At 52.9% G+C, this 17,394-nt stretch carries 18 protein-coding genes; 15 read left to right on the forward strand and 3 right to left on the reverse strand.

Annotated elements, in window-relative coordinates:
- Window positions 1-9 precede the first annotated feature (9 nt).
- The 9 genes from PDUR_RS11575 to PDUR_RS11615 all read left to right on the forward strand — a co-directional run bounded on the left by PDUR_RS11575 (window position 10) and on the right by PDUR_RS11615 (window position 8,330).
- The gene (locus PDUR_RS11575; RefSeq protein ID WP_042206403.1) at window positions 10-1,248 is read left to right on the forward strand and encodes an extracellular solute-binding protein; all 1,239 of its coding nucleotides are present in this window, start codon (window positions 10-12) and stop codon (window positions 1,246-1,248) included.
- Between the two features lie 64 nt (window positions 1,249-1,312).
- Window positions 1,313-2,170, forward strand: coding sequence for a protein phosphatase 2C domain-containing protein (locus PDUR_RS11580; RefSeq protein ID WP_042206404.1), 858 nt, complete (start codon window positions 1,313-1,315; stop codon window positions 2,168-2,170).
- Between the two features lie 87 nt (window positions 2,171-2,257).
- Complete coding sequence (locus tag PDUR_RS11585) at window positions 2,258-2,896, forward strand: putative ABC transporter permease (RefSeq protein WP_233277531.1); 639 nt, start codon at window positions 2,258-2,260, stop codon at window positions 2,894-2,896.
- Between the two features lie 192 nt (window positions 2,897-3,088).
- Window positions 3,089-3,883 (forward strand): lipid II flippase Amj family protein, encoded by a 795-nt coding sequence (locus PDUR_RS11590; RefSeq protein ID WP_042206405.1) that lies wholly within the window; start codon window positions 3,089-3,091, stop codon window positions 3,881-3,883.
- Between the two features lie 33 nt (window positions 3,884-3,916).
- On the forward strand, window positions 3,917-4,774 hold the full coding sequence (locus PDUR_RS11595) for an SDR family oxidoreductase (RefSeq protein WP_042206406.1): 858 nt from the start codon (window positions 3,917-3,919) through the stop codon (window positions 4,772-4,774).
- 73 nt (window positions 4,775-4,847) lie between these two features.
- Window positions 4,848-5,249 (forward strand): DUF4265 domain-containing protein, encoded by a 402-nt coding sequence (locus PDUR_RS11600; protein ID WP_042206407.1) that lies wholly within the window; start codon window positions 4,848-4,850, stop codon window positions 5,247-5,249.
- A 15-nt stretch (window positions 5,250-5,264) separates the two neighbouring features.
- Window positions 5,265-5,777, forward strand: a complete 513-nt coding sequence (lepB, locus tag PDUR_RS11605) for a signal peptidase I (RefSeq protein WP_042206408.1) — start codon at window positions 5,265-5,267, stop codon at window positions 5,775-5,777.
- Window positions 5,778-6,231: 454 nt separating this feature from the next.
- Window positions 6,232-7,239, forward strand: a complete 1,008-nt coding sequence (trpS, locus tag PDUR_RS11610) for a tryptophan--tRNA ligase (RefSeq protein ID WP_042206409.1) — start codon at window positions 6,232-6,234, stop codon at window positions 7,237-7,239.
- 152 nt (window positions 7,240-7,391) lie between these two features.
- On the forward strand, window positions 7,392-8,330 hold the full coding sequence (locus tag PDUR_RS11615) for a DMT family transporter (protein ID WP_052410187.1): 939 nt from the start codon (window positions 7,392-7,394) through the stop codon (window positions 8,328-8,330).
- 116 nt (window positions 8,331-8,446) lie between these two features.
- On the opposite strand, the gene PDUR_RS11620 is transcribed toward PDUR_RS11615, so the two are convergent.
- Window positions 8,447-9,445, reverse strand: coding sequence for an acrylyl-CoA reductase family protein (locus PDUR_RS11620; RefSeq protein ID WP_042206410.1), 999 nt, complete (start codon window positions 9,443-9,445; stop codon window positions 8,447-8,449).
- A 154-nt stretch (window positions 9,446-9,599) separates the two neighbouring features.
- Between PDUR_RS11620 and PDUR_RS11625 the strand changes: the two genes are divergently transcribed.
- Both PDUR_RS11625 and PDUR_RS11630 read left to right on the forward strand, forming a co-directional pair.
- Entirely contained in the window at window positions 9,600-10,214 is a 615-nt protein-coding gene (locus PDUR_RS11625) for a TetR/AcrR family transcriptional regulator (protein ID WP_042206411.1), read from the forward strand.
- 106 nt (window positions 10,215-10,320) lie between these two features.
- Window positions 10,321-10,752 (forward strand): hypothetical protein, encoded by a 432-nt coding sequence (locus PDUR_RS11630; protein ID WP_156130437.1) that lies wholly within the window; start codon window positions 10,321-10,323, stop codon window positions 10,750-10,752.
- Between the two features lie 127 nt (window positions 10,753-10,879).
- Here the strand turns inward: PDUR_RS11630 and PDUR_RS11635 are convergent, their stop codons facing one another.
- Entirely contained in the window at window positions 10,880-12,667 is a 1,788-nt protein-coding gene (locus PDUR_RS11635) for an ABC transporter substrate-binding protein (RefSeq protein ID WP_042206413.1), read from the reverse strand.
- A 109-nt stretch (window positions 12,668-12,776) separates the two neighbouring features.
- Here PDUR_RS11635 and PDUR_RS11640 point away from each other — a divergent pair, with 109 nt between their 5' ends.
- From PDUR_RS11640 to PDUR_RS11655, 4 genes are all read left to right on the forward strand, one after another.
- Window positions 12,777-14,282: a DUF4153 domain-containing protein gene (locus tag PDUR_RS11640; RefSeq protein WP_042206414.1), complete on the forward strand. Its 1,506-nt coding sequence runs from the start codon at window positions 12,777-12,779 to the stop codon at window positions 14,280-14,282.
- Window positions 14,283-14,436: 154 nt separating this feature from the next.
- Window positions 14,437-15,540, forward strand: a complete 1,104-nt coding sequence (locus PDUR_RS11645; RefSeq protein WP_042206415.1) for an acyltransferase family protein — start codon at window positions 14,437-14,439, stop codon at window positions 15,538-15,540.
- 103 nt (window positions 15,541-15,643) lie between these two features.
- Window positions 15,644-16,564, forward strand: coding sequence for a cysteine synthase A (gene cysK, locus PDUR_RS11650; RefSeq protein ID WP_042206416.1), 921 nt, complete (start codon window positions 15,644-15,646; stop codon window positions 16,562-16,564).
- A 134-nt stretch (window positions 16,565-16,698) separates the two neighbouring features.
- The gene (locus PDUR_RS11655) at window positions 16,699-16,944 is read left to right on the forward strand and encodes a hypothetical protein (RefSeq protein ID WP_156130439.1); all 246 of its coding nucleotides are present in this window, start codon (window positions 16,699-16,701) and stop codon (window positions 16,942-16,944) included.
- A 95-nt stretch (window positions 16,945-17,039) separates the two neighbouring features.
- On the opposite strand, the gene PDUR_RS11660 is transcribed toward PDUR_RS11655, so the two are convergent.
- Entirely contained in the window at window positions 17,040-17,249 is a 210-nt protein-coding gene (locus tag PDUR_RS11660; RefSeq protein WP_042206417.1) for a hypothetical protein, read from the reverse strand.
- Between the last annotated feature and the right edge of the window lie 145 nt (window positions 17,250-17,394).

Consider the following 17,394-nt stretch of genomic DNA (forward strand, 5'->3'; position numbering starts at 1 on the left):
AGGATGACAATGACAAAAAACGGTGTCGTATGGGCGGCTTTATTGGTCATTATTACGGTTACAGTCATTGTATATTCCAACTATTTCACTGAGGTCAAGAGGGTTCCCGAGCAGTATGACACGGAAAAAGAGAAGCTGGTCTGCTGGATCTATACGGACGGCTGGTCGGACCTGCTGGCTGCGTATCAGGAGACCCATCCGGGTGTTGAACTGGAAGTGAGAGTATTCCCTTCCTATAAAGAATTGTATACCGAGCTGCTCGCGGCGCTATCGATCCAAACGGCTCCGCAGATCGTTGAACTGGACAGCTCCTACGGACTTTCTGAACTGGTTTCAATGCAGGCGTTAGCGCCGGTATCAGGCAATGCGCTTCTCCCCGGAGAGACTTTGCCTGCGGCAGCCAAGCCATTCACTTATGGCGGACGGCTGTGGGCGGTTCCGGCAGGAGTCTCCGTTCCAGTCATGTTCTACAATAAGGACCTGATGAAATGGACGGGTGCGGATAAAATTATCGATTTCTCTTCTTTGGAAGAGCTTGGTTTCAAAACAAAGGCATGGAAAGCAGGTCTAACTGCGCGCAATTCGGCGGGCTGGGAGCAAGCGCTTGTAATGGATGATTCGAAGCCGTTTATCCTGCTGAATTTATGGGAGCAATCCCGGCAAAGCGGCCTGCCCGGTAATCAAAGACTGGAACAGCTGCTTCGGGTGTGGAGCGGACTTGTCTTTGATTCAAAGGCCATGAAGCCTCTTCGCAGCCAGTTGGCTCCCAGCGATTTCATATCCGGCAAGACGTTATTTTATATGACAAATTCAAATATGATACCTTGGCTGGATCATTACATTGCCGGAAAATTTGCGTATGGCATGCTTCCGGCGCCGCTTGCTGGCGGGAATGTGTTATTGCCCCACATCAGCTCATTTGGCATCGTGGCCGGCAGGAAGGCTGCGGGTGCGGCGGAAGATGCGGTGAACTATCTCGCATCTTCCGAGGCCCAAGCCAAGGTGCTGGAGGCCACCGGATATTTGCCGGTTCGAACACAGACGATTGAGGCCATCTCCCGAAACTATGCCTTAAACAGGAAATATAGTGTGCTTCTAGGCGCGGTTGGCAAGCTTGAGAGCCTGGAACCTTCGGCAGACGCGCGCCTTCGCTGGGAGCGGATTACGCTAATCCTTAACCATTTGGAGATGGACCAGAAAGCTGATTTCCGTGCATACGCTGCACAATTACTGCCGTACATGCCCTAACTCCTAGGGATATGGATGCGCATTGCTGCCGGATGGATTATATATTGGACAGGGGAAGGTTAACATGATTGAAATGGATTGGATTTCGCTTCAAGGCACAGGGGAGTGGAACGAGGATGCCGTCATTTTGAATGAGGAACTGGGGCTCTATGGTGTAGTAGACGGCGCTACTTCGCTTGTACCATACCGCGGGGAGGGTAACGAGACCGGCGGCCGGCTCGCTTCCCAGATTATTAAGCAATACGCTGAAAGTGTAACGGCGGCCGAATATAAAGGAATGGAAGACCTGCTGCGGGAAGCAAACTTCCGGCTGGGCCAGGAAATGAAACGGTGCGGGATTAATCCGCAGTCGAAGGATGAATTATGGACAGCGGGAGCAGCCCTTATTCGCATAACCGATTCCTTCATCGAGTTCATTCAGGCCGGCGATTGTATGATCTATGCGATCTATGAGGATGGGTCAATCCGGCCGATCACCCGCGATCATGTTGCGGCGATTGATCATGAGTCGAAGCGGATATGGATCGATGGCATTGAGGCGGGAGTGCGCTCCAAAGATCAATTATGGGAGACGGTCAAGCCCGTAATTGCGGCAAACAAGCAAAAAATGAATACGCCCGAAGGGTATTCCGTGCTTAACGGGATGGTGGAGGCGGAGCAATTTTTCGAGTATGGAAGAATCAACCGGATTAGGCTGCAAAGCCTGCTGCTTGTGTCGGACGGCCTGTTCTATCCCGATGAGGGTAACACTGCTGAAGAAGACGCGGTAAAGTCGCTGGTTCGTAAAGTATCGCAGACAGGTCTTAGCCGTTATGCGGAATGGCTGCTGCAAATTGAGCGGGAAGATGCTGAATGTATTCGCTATCCCCGTTTTAAAGTATCGGATGACAAGACAGGCATTTATATCCAATTGAATAAATAAGGTCCGTGAAAACCACATACGGCCTCTCAAGCCCCGCTTTGCGGGGCTGATTTTATGCGTATATTCCCGTTTCCAGGATGGCATACTATGCCCGATTTCAGGAAAAATGGATATTCCATTGGACAGGAAGGCGGGAAATTTAGCATGTCGGGATTGTTGTCTTGGGGCCGGGAGGCGGCCCACAGTTTGCCGGGAGAATATTTTATTTATTTTATCGTCTACTCGATATTGGGCTGGCTTATAGAAGGTATGTATAATTGGTACAGCGTCGGGACGTTCCGCAAAGAGGGGCTTATGAAAGGACCGTATAAACCAATGTATGGCATCGCTCCTCTGCTGCTGCTGGCTTTAGGAGGTACAGCCATGCCGCTGCCGATGTTTCTGGCCGCAACATTTATCGTACCGTCGGCTGTGGAATATTTCACGGGGGCTTTGCTGAAGCTCTTGTTCCGCCGCCGCTGGTGGGATTACTCAGGCCAAGAGTATCATCTCAGCGGGCATATCTGTCTGCTGTTCTCTCTGTATTGGTGGGGATTATCGGTTGTATGCCTCGTTGCCGTTCACCCGCTGATGATTCGTCTGTACACACTAACGGCGGATATCTGGAGTGTGCTGCTCCCCATGGCTGTCCTTGGCTTTGCCGCCGATCTCGCCCTGACTTTCCGCATCCGCCGCAAGGAAGCGGTACTGTCGGCGCTGGGCGATGAGGCTGGCGGATCGTACTGACGTTGACCAGGGCAGCTAACGTTGCAAAAAGCTATAACAGGCGGTTCCATCATCAGCGGACCGTCTGTTATTTTTTTTGCCAAAGACTTGGCGGCTTCTGTGTGTTAGAATGATATTTGGATGATATACCCAGTCATGGAAAACTCCGCGAATATCCGCGGATCGTTGATCGGAGCCTTGGGAGGAACACGGATGGCCGGAAGTCTGCTTGTCGTTTTTCTGCTTACGATGATTATACACACCGCCGAGACGCTGTCGTATTCTGTCCGGTACGCTGGAGTAAAATTGAATAAAATCGCGATCTCGCTGTCCCTGACCGGCATTATTGTACTGGTATCGAGGACGGCCAATCTGATTCAGGCCCCGCTGACTGCCAATTTTGTGGATATGGCGAGATTAGATCCCAGCTTTCACCTGAAGAATTATTTAAGGATTATCCTGCTGGGCGGCTCGCTCGGAACGCTGATCGCGATCGGACTGTTTCCCACATTTATCGGACTGTTCGCGCGCATCATTTCCAAGCTGGAGATCCAAGGTTCCATACCGAAGCTGCTGGCCAGCGTCACCATCGGACAATTGAAAAATACCCGCAAATATGTCAGACGGCCGAAAATCCGGCTGCACTATTTCCGGTATCTGGATGTTCCAAAACGGTTGATCGTGCTGAATATTTTCGTTACGGCCTTTTATACGGTGGGGGTCATGTCGTCACTGTACGCAGCCCATCTCATTCCGAAGTACAGCACGACCGCTTCCCAGGCCTCGGGGATTATTAACGGGATGGCGACGATCCTGCTGACGATCTTCATCGACCCGCAGCTCGGGCTGATTACAGACAAGGCGACGGCCAGCGAGGAACACCGCAGACGGCTCGGCAAGGTATATGTATTGCTCATGGGCTCCCGGTTTCTGGGCACGCTGCTCGGTCAGCTCGTTCTCGTTCCCGCCGCCTATCTGATCAGCATGATTGTTGGGCTGATGGTTTGAGAGGCCGGTAAAGTGAGATAAGGAGAGGTTTCATTGACTCAATCGGAGAACCGGAGCGCGGACGGCGTTGCCCTTGTCACCGGGGCTTCCAGCGGCTTCGGACTGCTGACGGCAGTTAAGCTGGCGGAGCAGGGCTTTAAGGTTATTGCAGCGATGCGTGATCCATTGAGAAAAGAAGATCTGGAGCGGCTGGCAGAGCGGTCCGGCGTTCTGGATCGCCTGCATGTGATGCGCATGGATGTGACCGACCCTGCCGGGATCGAACAGGCCGTCTCGGGAGTGCTGGCCGCTTACGGCAGAATCGACGTCCTGGTTAATAATGCCGGCTACGCGGCGGGCGGCTTTGTGGAAGAGGTGCCGATGGAGGAGTGGCGGCGGCAGCTGGAAACGAACTTTTTCGGCCTGGTCGCGGTAACGAAGGCCATTCTTCCTGCGATGCGGGAGCGGCGCACGGGGCTCATTATCAATATCGGCAGCGTCAGCGGTCTGGCCGCTTTTCCCGGCTTTGCGCCTTACGCGGCTTCCAAGTTCGCGGTTGAGGGCTTCAGCGAGAGCCTGCGGCATGAAATGTCGCCGTTTGGAGTGAAGGTCGTTCTGCTGGAGCCGGGGGCATACCGCACCGCCATATGGAACAAGGGGCTGTCGCAGATTAGCACCACGGATGGATCTCCTTACCAAGCGCGTCTGGATGCGGTGCTCCGGTATGCGCGCAAGTCCGCCGATACGGCCCCCGATCCGCAGGAGGTTGCCGACCTGATCGGGCGCATAGTGCAGATGCGCTCGCCCCGCCTGCGCTACGTGCTCGGAAGAGGCTCCCGGCTGATGATCGGAGGCAGGAATCTGCTGCCGTGGGGCTGGTTCGAGCGAATCGTCGCCTGGGCGCTCAAATAATGGCGATGTTTGAATTTTACCTTTCAGTAGTCTATTGTAGAGCTAGGTACATAACAGTGATTGGAGGCAACCGATGCCTGATTTTATGGAGTTCCAGCTTTGTTTCGATGAAGCGGGACGCGAAATTGAAATTCTTGATGTAACCCGCATCGGCGAGAATGAATACCGGATCGAGGAGACACCTGTGTTCAGACCGGACTTGTCCCTGGGTGACATCATCAAAGTGAAAGAAGAACGCGGCGTCTATTACTACGTGGAAACAGTGCGTAAATCGGACTACGTGAAAATGGTCAGGCTGCTCAGCCGGGAAGCCGCACAGTCGCCGGAGCTTGCATCATTCAGGAAGCGGGTGCTTAAATGCGGCGGGAAATGGGAGACCGTATTCGGCGGGGTGCTCATTATTCACGTTCCGAAGGCAGTGGATCAGCTATTGAAGGCTGAACTTGATAAGATTACCCGTGCTTACGGTATTTAACGGAGGTTAATAAAAGTGAACAAATTCACCAAACTGATTAAAGATTGGGTACCGACCCTTCTAATTGCCATTGTCCTTTCTTTGCTAATTCGCAGCTATGTCGCCGAAGCGATGAGAGTTCCGACAGAGTCGATGGTTCCGACTATCCAGGTGGGTGACCGGCTGATTGTGGAAAAAATGCTATGGGCCACTTCACTAAAGCATGGAGACATCGTCGTGTTCCATCCTCCCATCGCCGGCGAGACGAAGCTGTTCGTCAAGCGGCTGATCGGACTGCCGGGAGATATTGTGCAGATTAAGGATGGCGCGCTGTACCGAAACGGGGCCAAGGTGGACGAAACATACCTTACCGTGAAGATGGATTACTCCTTTGGACCGGTTACGGTTCCGAAAGATCATTATTTTTTCCTGGGGGACAACCGGAATATCAGCTTCGACGCGCATTTATGGGACACGCCCTTTGTCGCGAAGGATAAGCTGATCGGCAAAGTCGTGCTGGAGATTCCCCTCCATAAGCTGCGGGATTGACCTTAGGAAATTGCAAAATAAATCAACGAAGACGAAGGGTAAGTAGACGTATGATAGGAATTTGCAGAGAGCCGGCGGTGGCTGCGAGCCGGTGTTCCGCATACGATTGAATGGCCTTCCGAGTTGCTGTCCCGAGCCCGGCGCGCCGGTCGTAGGGATACGCCGGGTTTCCCGCCGTTATCAGAGGGAACGGTATCGAAGAGGCGTGAACCGCCAATTCCGCACCGTCTAACGAGGACCGCCGATTCCGCGCAGCTATGCCGGATAGAACGGTCAACTTAAGGTGGCACAACGAGCAGTCTCGTCCTTATAAGGACGGGGCTTTTTTTGTTGATTAAAGCAACAGAGCCGATTCTTCACTTTACAGGAAGATTTTGAAAGGGGGTGATGGCCTTGGATGGCGGCTGGTGGCGATGGTTAAGGTTGACAATATACCGAATAAGGAGAATGAAAAATGAATCAAGAGAGAGTATTAACCGGGGACCGCGTGACCGGAAAGCTGCATCTGGGCCATTACGTAGGAACCCTAAAGAACCGGACCCAGCTTCAGCACAAGTACGACACCTTTATTATGCTGGCCGATGTTCAGGCGCTGACCACCCATTTTCATCAGCCCGGGCTGATTCGTAAGCATCTGCGGGAGATCGTACTGGATTATTTGGCGGCGGGGATCGACCCGGGGCGGGCGACCATTTTCGTCCAGTCGATGATTCCGGAAATCGCCGAGCTGACCCAGTTCTATTCCATGTTCGTTACCGTGAACAGCCTGCGTCATAACCCGACCATAAAATCGGAAGCGCAAAGCGGCGGCGGAGATGAGATGTACTACGGATTTCTCGGTTATCCTGTCAGTCAGGCGGCGGATATTACATTCTGCAAAGCGACGATCATTCCGGTGGGAGAAGATCAGCTGCCGCTTATCGAATTAACCCGCAAAGTCGTCCGCCGGTTTAACGAGCTGTACCGGCCCGTACTGAGCCTGCCCCGGGCGCTTGTCGGCGATACGCCGCGGCTTGTGGGTACGGACGGCAGCGCCAAGATGAGCAAGAGTCTTGGCAACGCGATTCTTCTCGACTCCTCCCGGGAAGAGGTGGAGCTTAAGATGCGCAAGGCGGTGACCGACCCCTCGCGCGTGCGCAAGGGTGATCCGGGGCATCCCGAGATCTGCCCGGTTTATGCGTATCACCGCTGCTTCCGGGCGGAAGGCGCGGAGGAGATCGGCGAGGAATGCCGCAAGGGCTTGATCGGCTGCGCGAAGTGCAAACGGCGCGCCGTGGAAGCCATCGCGGAGCTGCTGGAGCCGATGGCGGAGCGCAGGGCTTATTATGCGGCTCGGCCCGGAGATGTGGACGATCTGTTGATGTCCGGCACGAATCGTGCCCGGGCGATTGCGCGGGAGACAATGCTGGAAGTGCGCGAAGCGATGGGGCTGGACTATTTTAAAACCGGATTTCCCGGGTAATAGGCTGAACCTGTATCCTAAATTTTGGTTGACCACATGAAGACAGTGTAGTATGTTGGTAGACGTTCCGAATTGATGAGAACAATAGAAGAGCGGATTGATCCTGTCTCTTAACGAGGCAGGATTTTTTATATAGAGAGGGAGTATACAGAGTGAAATTGACAAGATCTACGGCAAATGTCCTGCTGTTATTCATTTCTTTGCTTTGGGGCTCGGGGTTTGTGGTAGTCAGAATCGCACTGGACGCCAACGCTTCGGCGGGATTCATCAACTTTTTTCGAGGCTTTCTCTTTGCGCTGCTCGTGCTTATTTTCTTCAATAAGAAGATATTTAACATGACCTTTAGGGATTTTAAAATAGGCTTGATTGCCGGATTGCTCAACTTTGGCGGATTCCTCACGCAAACGATTGGCGTCAAGTATACCACTCCATCGAATAATGCGTTTATTTCGGCCACGTATGTCGTCTTGATTCCTTTCATAGCCTGGGCCCTGTACCGAAAACCGCTCCGGGTCAAAAGCTTCATCTCCATCTCGTTATGCATGCTGGGCATGGGAATACTGACAGGAGTATGGAACAAAGCATTTACGATAAATATTGGCGACATTTACTCTTTGATTTGCGCGCTGTTTTATGCCGGCTCGATTGTATATCTCGGTTATGGAGCAAGAGAGACGGATGTTAGTATTGTGGCTTTTATGCTGGCCGCGGTGCAGGGCGCCGGCGGATTGATTTTTTTCCTGTTCGCGGAGACGGAGCGGATTGCCGATATCGATTGGTCCGCCGCTCTCATCCCTTTGCTGTATGTAAGTATCCTGTGTTCCTTTGTCGCGCAGACGATTCAAATTATAGCCCAGAAGCATACCTCTGCGACATCTGCCGGACTGATTATGATGCTTGAAGGCGTTTTTGGCAGCGTCTTTTCCGTTGCTTTTGGGTTTGAGGCATTTACAGTTAATCTGTTTATTGGCGGAACGCTGATTATGCTTTCTCTTATACTTATGGAAGCCGATTTTCGGCAGGTGCGGGTCAAGATTCTTGGCAGCGCCAAAGGCCGAATGACAAAGGCGGAGCGCAGGAGGGTCGGGTAATTGGATTTGGATGGAAACTGGTTGAGTAAAAAAGAGATGTACAACAAGCCTGCTCCTAAATATGGGAGCAGGCTTGTTGTTTATACGGTGTTATAACTGGAAATTCAGCGGTTCATTCAGGACACCTTCACCAGCACCCGGCCGCGCGTGTTCGATTTCAGAATATCGGCGAGCGCCTGCGGGAGCTCGTCCAGCGTTACCTCACGGTCGACAAGGGCTTCAAGATTAGCAGGCTTCAGGTCACCCGCCATCCGTTCCCATACCTTGAGCCGGAGACCGGCGGGGCAGAAGACGGAGTCGATGCCGAGCAGATTTACGCCGCGTAAAATAAAGGGCAGCACTGTCGCCGGAACCTTCGTACCGCCCGTAAGCCCGCTGACGGCGACCGAGCCCCGGTACGCTATTTTGCTGAGGATAGCCGCGAGCTGATTTCCGCCCACCGGATCGACGGCGGCCTGCCACAGCTGCTTATCCAGCGGTCTTTGCTTCGCTTCGGGGTCATAGATCTCGCCTCTTGAGATGACCTCGGCCGCGCCGAGCCGCTTCAAGTAGTCGCTCTCCGATGTGCGGCCTGTGCCTGCGGCAACCTGGTAGCCGCGCTTCGCCAGCATCGCGACCGCCGCGCCGCCGACGCCGCCGGACGCGCCCGTGACCAGGACTTTTCCTTGATCCGGGGAGGCTCCGTTATCTTCAAGCGCCTGAATGGACATGGCCGCCGTAAAGCCGGCGGTGCCGTAAATCATCGCTTCCTTTAAGGACAGGCCGTCCGGCAGCGGAACAACCCAGTCTGCGGGGACGCGGGCATATTCGCTGTAACCGCCGAAATGGGACACGCCAAGCCCATACCCGGTAACAAGTACAGGCTGGCCTTTTACAAAGCGTTCATCTTCGGAGGATTCCACCACGCCGGACAAATCAATCCCGGGCACAAAAGGATACGATTTGACGATATTGCCGTCCGGAATGGAGGCAAGGCCGTCCTTGTAATTCACGCTGGAGTAGGCGACCTTGATCACCACTTCACCTGCGGGCAGATCGCCCAGCGAAATTGGTTTTACGGCGACACTGAATGGTTCCGTGTTGTCCACGAACAGGGCTTGAAAGGATGAGGACATAATGATACGCTCCTTTTAATGAAATGTAAGGTTGTCGAAGGCTGATTATTGTGCATTAGCTGTTATTATATTTTTATTCTGACCGGTCAGCTTTTTTATGTCAATGATCTGAAGTACATTTTAAAAAAATTATTAACATACAGGTGGGAGTCCCATGGTCCGTTACAAAAAATCAGAGGAAAAACGCAAGCAAATTCTGTACGCCGCCTTTCAGGCCATCGCCGGGCAGGGATACGATGCGGTGACGCTTCAGACGATCGCGGACAGCGCGAAGGTCAGCAAAGGCGTTGTGCATTATTATTTTGAGAGCAAGGAAGCGGTGCTGGTTGAACTGCTTAGCTGGCTGACAGGCAAAATCTACGAAAAAGAGGCTGCGGCGGTGAGTGAACAATCCAAGGCGGCGGACAAAATGTACGCTTATATCGATTCCGTCTTCGTGTCGCCGGAGAAGAACCGCGATTTTTACCGGGTGTACCTCGATTTTCTGGCCAGAGCCAGCCGCAGTGCCGCCTACCGGGAAATCAACAGCCGCTTCTATGACAACTGCGCGCGGATCAGCGCGGAAATTGTGGAGCTCGGCCAGCACGAGGGCGTGTTCGACTCCCGTTTGTCGGCGCGGGAGACCGCCCCGGTCATCCGCTCCATCATCGACGGCTGCCTGATTCAGTGGCTGATGAATGGACAGGATGAGCTGCATGCCGTATACAGGGACTACTGCCGGAAGGCGGTTATGAAGCTGCTGGGTTCGGAGACAGGGGAAAAGTCATAGGCGGCAGACGGATAAAATGTTAAATTATTGAAATCTGCTATGGGGGGCGATTTCAATAATAACAATCAGACGGCTAGGAAGCATTGGAGCTCTATACGCCACACTGGTGATGGCAAGCTGCGGCTTTATTGACGACGGCAAGGATAAAATGTACGGAAGCAGCGCTGATATTGTAAAGGAAGGCGACAGTTTTTCCTATATTTCCAAGACCGGTTCAATCACTACCCGGATTGTGGACCGTGAGTTTAAAGGGTTCTCCGGCACGGAGACGATTTGGAGTCTGGATGTGGAGAAGAAGGCCGACCTTCGGATTGACTATTTCCTGACTGTTAACAAGGGAGCATTCAAGGTAGTGCTGGTCACCCCGGACGATCGGGCGGTCACGATTGCGGAAGGAACCGGCGACGGTGTCAGCATGGTGACACTGGAGAAAGGGCAGAATCGCATCAAATTTGTCGGCGCACGCACAGCGGGCAAGGTGGAAATGCATCTTCAGGCCGGAAAAGCAGTCAAAATCACGAACATATCGGATGAATAGCACTTCCGAGGCGGCATCAAGGCGATGAACGGGCCGGTCGGTGGGGCCGTGTTCATCGTGAAGCTGGAGCTTGGTTCCCGGTCTGTCCAGCATGACGGATAATGATGTGTTTCAAGGCACGCGGCTATTACTGCTGCGGAAACCACACATGCCGCAGATCGATCCAGCCCTGGCTGTTGAACCGGACTCCCCGGACGGATGGCAGGTAGGCGGTTTCCACTGGTTTTTCATACAAAATATGCAGCTCTCGCTCCTGTATCAGCCGGTCTTCGATCCGGCGGAACGCCTCGGCTCTTGCCGCGTGACTGGACTCGCGCGCGATCAGATGCAGCCCGGCCTCAATCTCCGACCGGATCTGTGGTGTGACATGCTCCGCCAGCGTCTGGTAGAGGTCGAACAGCCTTAGCTGCTCGTCGCGGTCGCGCACGAGGGAGAACAGGATCAGATCGGCTTCCATCCGAACCGCTCCTTTGAACTCTTCGGGCGGCACAGAGACGATAGCCGCCGAAATGCCGCGCCCGGCCAGTTTCTTGGCGACGAGTTCGGCGTCCGCCGCATACTGCGGTATCGTGGCGATCCGCAGGGATAGCCCGGGCAAGGAAGCGGTCTTTCCCACAGCGGCGAGATGATGAGGATCGGAGCCGCCGGACATACCGGAACACCCCGAAACTCCATTCGGACCAGTAGCGCCGGAGCCTCCGTCCGGATCAGTAGCGCCTGTGCCTCCGTCCGGTTCGTTAATTCCGTCAAGACAAGACAGAATCTCCGCCCTGATGGCGGGATCGCTCAACGGTCCCGCTTTTTTGGTGTTGCAGGTAATGAACTTGCGGACGGAAGTCTCGGTGTGAGTCCGGCTGAGCGAAGCCGATTCTTCTGGCAGGGGATTCTGAATGATATGAAAGGGAGAGCCCGAATCCGCCGCAGACGGCTCTGCATCCCAAGGAACATGCAAGATTTCCACCCGGTCCAGCTGCGCCCTTCCCTGAAAATAATGCGAAAACGCCTCCAGCACGCAAAATTCCCTATTCAGTTCTGCAATTTTGAACGGCCCGGTTCCGACCGGTTTGTGGACAAGGCGGCTTTCCCCGGACCGCTCCGGCTCGCGCGGAACAACGGCTGCCCGGCTTGTGCACAGGAACGAAAGAAACAGCTCGTTCGGAGCCTTAAGCCGGATGCTGACCGTTAGTGGACCCATCGCCGTAACCTCAACAATATCCCGCAAAATAAAGCTGTACAGCCTGCCCCGGGGCATCTGGATCAAGCGGGAGAAGGAGTAGACGACATCGCCCGCATCAAGAATAGCGCCGTTATGCAGAAGCACTTCCTTGCGGAGATAAAAGGTCCAGTTCGTTCGCGTCTCGTCGGTCTCCCAGGCATGCGCAATGCCGGGTAGGATCTCTTCGCTGCCTGCTCCTCTGCGGACAAGCCCGTCGAATACATGGCTGGAGACGAAGGATTCGGCGAGCAGGTTCATGTGCAGAGGATCAATCGTATGTAGAGGCTGGCGGATGGGCAGACGGAGCGTATCGATGACGCGGTCCCTGCGCATTTCGGCGTGGTGGCCGGAATAGGCCAGCAGCCAGCTTTGCAGCGTATCCTGAAGCGCTGAAACTCCCGCGTGAGAGCGGATCTGTTCCATTGCGGCCGATACGGCGTCCCGGCGTTCCATCGCCAGCATCATCGACTGAACGGCGATATCGTCCCGTGGCGCCATGAAGCGCAGAAGGGAACGGCGGCCCCGTCCCCGGCTAGGCGTCCAGGCTACCCAGCCCTGACGCGTCATTTTGCCCAGAATATTCAAGGCGTTCCGGTGTGTGCAGCCAAGGATCGCGGCAAGCTCATCCAGGGTGGCAGAGACTTCATCCGTGCTGCCGTAATGGGCCCGCAGCCGCATATATTGTCCGTGCAGCTTCATTTGGTCCCATCCTTCCGTAAAATAGGAAATAAACGAATATTTATTTCTCTTTATCTTCTTATTTTATCATCTAGAATAGGGAGCAGAAAGTAAAAATGGAGGGATATCCATGAACGAAGAAGTTTCGTCCAGGTGGACGCGTTCTCTTGCGCTGCCTGCCGCCGGTTTTTCGCTGGCCGTTATTCACCAGTATCTGTTTCTCGACAACCGCTATGGTGTGTCGTATCCGCTGTTCACTGTACTTTTTTATGCGTATATGCTGTACTTTGCCAAGGACAAAATCCGGAAGCCTGTCGGGGCGGGATATGCCGGAATGACCTATGTCTTTTTGCTCTCCCTGACCTATAGCATGTTCGCTAACGAATTTTTTCACAATTTGAACAAGCTTGTCATCCCGGTGGCGATCCTGCTTCATCTGACCTATATGATTGGTGCCGAAAGACCGAATTGGGACCGCTTCTCCCTGGTCTTCAGCATGCTGGACCATCTGATTCCACAGAATCTGCGGCATTGGCCCCGCATCATCGAGGTCTTCAAGAGAGCCTCGGGACAATCGGAGGAAGGGAAGGACAGGGGAGTTCTCGGCAAGGTGCTGATCGGCCTTTGTATTTCCTTCCCGCTGCTGCTGATCGTGCTCATGCTGCTGTCTTCGGCGGACGGTGTGTTTCACAGCGTGCTGTCGAAACTCCCGGTCTGGCTGAGTAATGTATCGTTGGTCGAGGGCTTCATCCGTACGCTGTGGGTGCTGCTGCTCGGGATGTTCTTCTTTGGGTTTGTGCGGGGATTTCTGTTCCCTCATAAAGATGAGGACGCGACGAGGATATGGAAACGGCCGGAACAGGAATCCAGAGAGCTGCCCGATTTTCGGGTGGATTCGATCATTGCAGCCACTGTATTAACCTCGGTTAACATCGTATATCTGCTGTTTGTCTGCGTGCAGTTCTCTTATCTGTTCGGCGGCTGGCAGGGCGTGCTGCCCTCAGGTGAAACTTATGCCGAGTATGCCCGCAGGGGATTTTTTGAACTGATCATGGTAGCGGGTATTAATTTTATCATTCTGCTCGGGCTGCTGCTGCTGGGCACCAAAGGGACGGAGAAGCTGAACAAGGCGATTCGCGGGCTGCTCTATCTTCTGGCGGGCTGTTCGGCGATGATGCTGTATTCCGCCTATACCCGGCTGGCCCTCTACGAAGAGGCCTACGGCTATACGACAATCCGGTTTCTCGTGCACGGCTTTATGATTTTCCTTGGGCTGCTGCTGATTGTGACGGCGCTGCGCATCAGCCTTCCGCGTCTTCCTTTGGCAAAATGCTACATTGTCCTGGGTGCGGCGGCCTATCTGGTCATGAACTATATCGGGATGGACGCCATTATTGCAGGTAACAATATTGCGAGGTATGAAGTGAGCGGCAAGCTCGACGCGGCTTATCTGTTCGCACTGTCGGACGACGCGGTTCCGCGACTTATCGAGTTCAGCCATAACCAGAACGGAATGTTAGATAACGGCCTGAGGGAAAAGCAGTGGGATCAGGTACATACGAACGATAAATGGCCTTCCTTCAACCTGTCCCGTCACCGGGCTGCGGCGGAACTGGATCAGTATTTTGGCAATTAGTATAACTCCACAGTACCCGAATTTTTACACTTATGCATTATTGATACGGTGTAATATTCTTGTTAATATGACCTCACTTACATAAATAGACGGCATTGATGCTTGAATATCTAATCGCCATATTATAAGGGTATGATGCAAGAGGAGTGGAGAGATGGAGAAAAAGTACGATTATTCATTGGATGCTATCAAAGGATTCAGCTGTTTATTGATGATTATGGCTCACACCGGCATTGATTTTGCAGGGAGCAGCCGCTCGCTTCAGATCATCGGAGGCTTGGCTCCCGCGTTATTTTTCGCCGTTTCGGGTGTAACTTCAATCTTCCAAAGCAAGAAAAATTTCCTGCCGCTTCTTGCCTTTTACTTCGTCTTTGCCATCATGGGATTATCGTATAATGCGTTATGGAGGCCCTTTATATGGTCTGATCCCGTTTCAGATGTAGCCCAAATCGTTGCCATGAGTGTTTTGGGCATTATTGTTCTTGAGAAGTATCTGAGGCCTAATAAGTATGTATATCTTATACTTGCCATCTTGATCTTCACCCTGCACTTTGTTTTTACAGCACACATACCTTCTTTTCCGGCTAAACAATTCTTCATCCCGGAGGGCGATTATACCTATTTTACTTTCATTCCTTGGTTTTCGGTTTTTTTGCTTGGGATATTCGCTTACCGGAGCAGCAAGTTGATAAATTTGATATCCGGTTTATTCGCCGCATGTCTTCTGGCAGCAGCATATTTTCTAACACCAAGGGATACGGAATTTTTGGTTAAGTACAATATGTCGTTAGGATATTTTTTCCTTTCGCTGCTGGTTCTGTTTATGTCGTTTTTTCTGTTCAGATCAATCCGGCATTATTCATTGAAGAATCCGCTCATATTTTTCGGGAAGCATTCTTTTCTGTTCTTATACGTTCATGTATTCATTATCTTTGTAATCACTCATTTAAGGCTGTATTCCATAAACATCTATATCATCTGGGCAGCGGTTTTGCTTACTACCTTTATCGGGATGACAGCCGTTCTATGGATCAATAAATATGTTGAAAAAATATTTGATTATAAGCTTGCCTGGATCGCTCTACTGATGCTCATCTTACTTGTGCCGGCTATCGTGCATTCTGTTGGATTCATTGTTTTGGCTGAGACTGTTCTGGGCATGGCCTTTGCTTGCAACTATAAAAAGCTGTCTCAGGTATTGACTCCAATCTTCACATTTACTCCGAAAAGCACAAATTTACAACCGGGCATGGAATAGAGTGTATGCGGCAAAAAAGAGGATTCTTGGCATTCGACAGAGCCCTTCGGACACGGTACAATGTTCCCAGGTATGTTCCGTACAGGAAACAGGGAGGTCTGTTATGTCAACGAAAGTGGTAAACCATATTACGGAGCTGATCGGAGATACTCCGGTTGTTCGCCTGAACCGTATAACCGGGCCGAATGATGCGGAGCTGTATGTTAAGCTTGAGCGGTTCAATCCGAGCGGCAGCGTCAAGGACCGGGCCGCGTACAATCTGATTCTGCAGGCCGAGAAGGATGGGCTGCTGAAACCGGGCGGCACCATTATCGAACCGACGAGCGGCAATACGGGAATCGGACTGGCGATGAATGCAGCAGCCAAGGGCTACCGCGCCATTATGGTCATGCCGGACAACATGACGAAGGAACGGATCAATCTGCTGAAGGCGTACGGAGCCGAAGTGGTGCTTACGCCGGCCGCCGAGCGGATGCCGGGAGCCATCGCCAAGGCGCTGGAGATCGGACAAGAAACCCCAGGAAGCTTTATCCCGCAGCAGTTCGAGAACAAGGCCAATCCCGACATCCACCGCACGACGACAGCGGTCGAGATTCTGGATCAAATGGAGGGTAAGCTGGACGCATTCGTTGCGACATCGGGTACCGGCGGAACCATTACGGGTACGGGAGAGACGCTGCGGGCGCATCTGCCCGATCTGCGCATTCTTGTAGTCGAGCCGAAGGGGTCGCCGGTATTGTCCGGCGGTGAGCCGGGGCCGCATAAGCTGGTCGGCACAAGCCCCGGGTTCGTGCCCTCCATTTTGAATACGGAAGTGTATGACGAGATTGTACAGGTGTCCGACGAGGACGCTCTGAATACCGTCCGGGCGATGGCGGCCAGGGAAGGAATCCTGATTGGCCCGTCCGGCGGCGCGGCGGTATGGACCGCCATGAGAGAGGCGGAAAGGCTGGGCAGCGGCAAACGTGTGCTCTGCATCGCCCCGGATTCGGGGGAGCGTTATTTGAGCATGGGGATTTTCTGACGCGGTATGCGTTTGAACAGGGCAAGGGTGATCAGGGTGATTATAGAAATCCCTTCCCGGAAGGAACCTTTCTTTGGACTATAAAATCGGCCGTTAAAGACATGATGACTATGATGCGAAATGAGGCCTGTATTTTGAAAACGATATTCCGCAAACTATGGATGGTTTCTCCCCCAATGCTCGGCGCGCTGCTTCTGTTCGCTGCCACGGCGAGCGCTCATGTCTCCATCGCTCCGGCGCAGTCGGCAGCGGGCGCATGGGAGACCTACACGCTGAAAGTACCTTCGGAAAAAGAATCGCCGACCGTTGGGCTGGATCTTCGCATCCCGCAGGGTGCGCAGTTTATGCAGTACGAGCCGGTTTCGGGGGGTGTCCCATAAGCCATAGTAATGGCTGCTGGGATGCTCTTTTTTTGAGGTGGGATTTAGGTGGGTGGACGGGGCCACCCGAATGGAAGTGAGACATTCTTCTTCAATTAAACCTGAAATTGTGCATCTTTTGGTCGCCTGAGAACACCTATTGTTAACACGCCTGCAAAAATGCAGGTTTGTTCCCGTTCAGCCTCAAATTCAGTCAGAACAGCCTCAAATCCCTGTATAATTGCAGGTTTTCCCTGTGAATAAACGTTCTTGATCGAAAAAAGCTGCACTTTAGCTGTTTTGCAATGACGCTGAACTAAAATCACAACAAACCTGACCTCGTCCCTTGATGTTAAAGCGATAGCCCTGATTCCTAACCTGGTTCGATGGAAGAATTGACGAATAGAAAAGCAGAAGCCAACAAGTCTCCAATAACCGAAAGACTTGCTGGCTTCTTCTCTTGTTTAGGAA

The organism is Paenibacillus durus (assembly GCF_000756615.1).
Taxonomy (GTDB): domain Bacteria; phylum Bacillota; class Bacilli; order Paenibacillales; family Paenibacillaceae; genus Paenibacillus_AQ; species Paenibacillus_AQ durus.

What these genes read in the sequence shown, in the direction of transcription:
- PDUR_RS11620 (WP_042206410.1), bottom strand. Translation starts at nt 9,445, where the DNA reads ATGTCCTCATCCTTTCAAGCCCTGTTCGTGGACAACACGGAACCATTC.
- PDUR_RS11600 (WP_042206407.1), top strand. Translation starts at nt 4,848, where the DNA reads ATGCCTGATTTTATGGAGTTCCAGCTTTGTTTCGATGAAGCGGGACGC.
- cysK (WP_042206416.1), top strand. Translation starts at nt 15,644, where the DNA reads ATGTCAACGAAAGTGGTAAACCATATTACGGAGCTGATCGGAGATACT.
- PDUR_RS11590 (WP_042206405.1), top strand. Translation starts at nt 3,089, where the DNA reads ATGGCCGGAAGTCTGCTTGTCGTTTTTCTGCTTACGATGATTATACAC.
- PDUR_RS11580 (WP_042206404.1), top strand. Translation starts at nt 1,313, where the DNA reads ATGATTGAAATGGATTGGATTTCGCTTCAAGGCACAGGGGAGTGGAAC.
- PDUR_RS11575 (WP_042206403.1), top strand. Translation starts at nt 10, where the DNA reads ATGACAAAAAACGGTGTCGTATGGGCGGCTTTATTGGTCATTATTACG.
- PDUR_RS11645 (WP_042206415.1), top strand. Translation starts at nt 14,437, where the DNA reads ATGGAGAAAAAGTACGATTATTCATTGGATGCTATCAAAGGATTCAGC.
- PDUR_RS11585 (WP_233277531.1), top strand. Translation starts at nt 2,258, where the DNA reads ATGCCCGATTTCAGGAAAAATGGATATTCCATTGGACAGGAAGGCGGG.
- trpS (WP_042206409.1), top strand. Translation starts at nt 6,232, where the DNA reads ATGAATCAAGAGAGAGTATTAACCGGGGACCGCGTGACCGGAAAGCTG.
- PDUR_RS11625 (WP_042206411.1), top strand. Translation starts at nt 9,600, where the DNA reads ATGGTCCGTTACAAAAAATCAGAGGAAAAACGCAAGCAAATTCTGTAC.
- PDUR_RS11640 (WP_042206414.1), top strand. Translation starts at nt 12,777, where the DNA reads ATGAACGAAGAAGTTTCGTCCAGGTGGACGCGTTCTCTTGCGCTGCCT.
- PDUR_RS11635 (WP_042206413.1), bottom strand. Translation starts at nt 12,667, where the DNA reads ATGAAGCTGCACGGACAATATATGCGGCTGCGGGCCCATTACGGCAGC.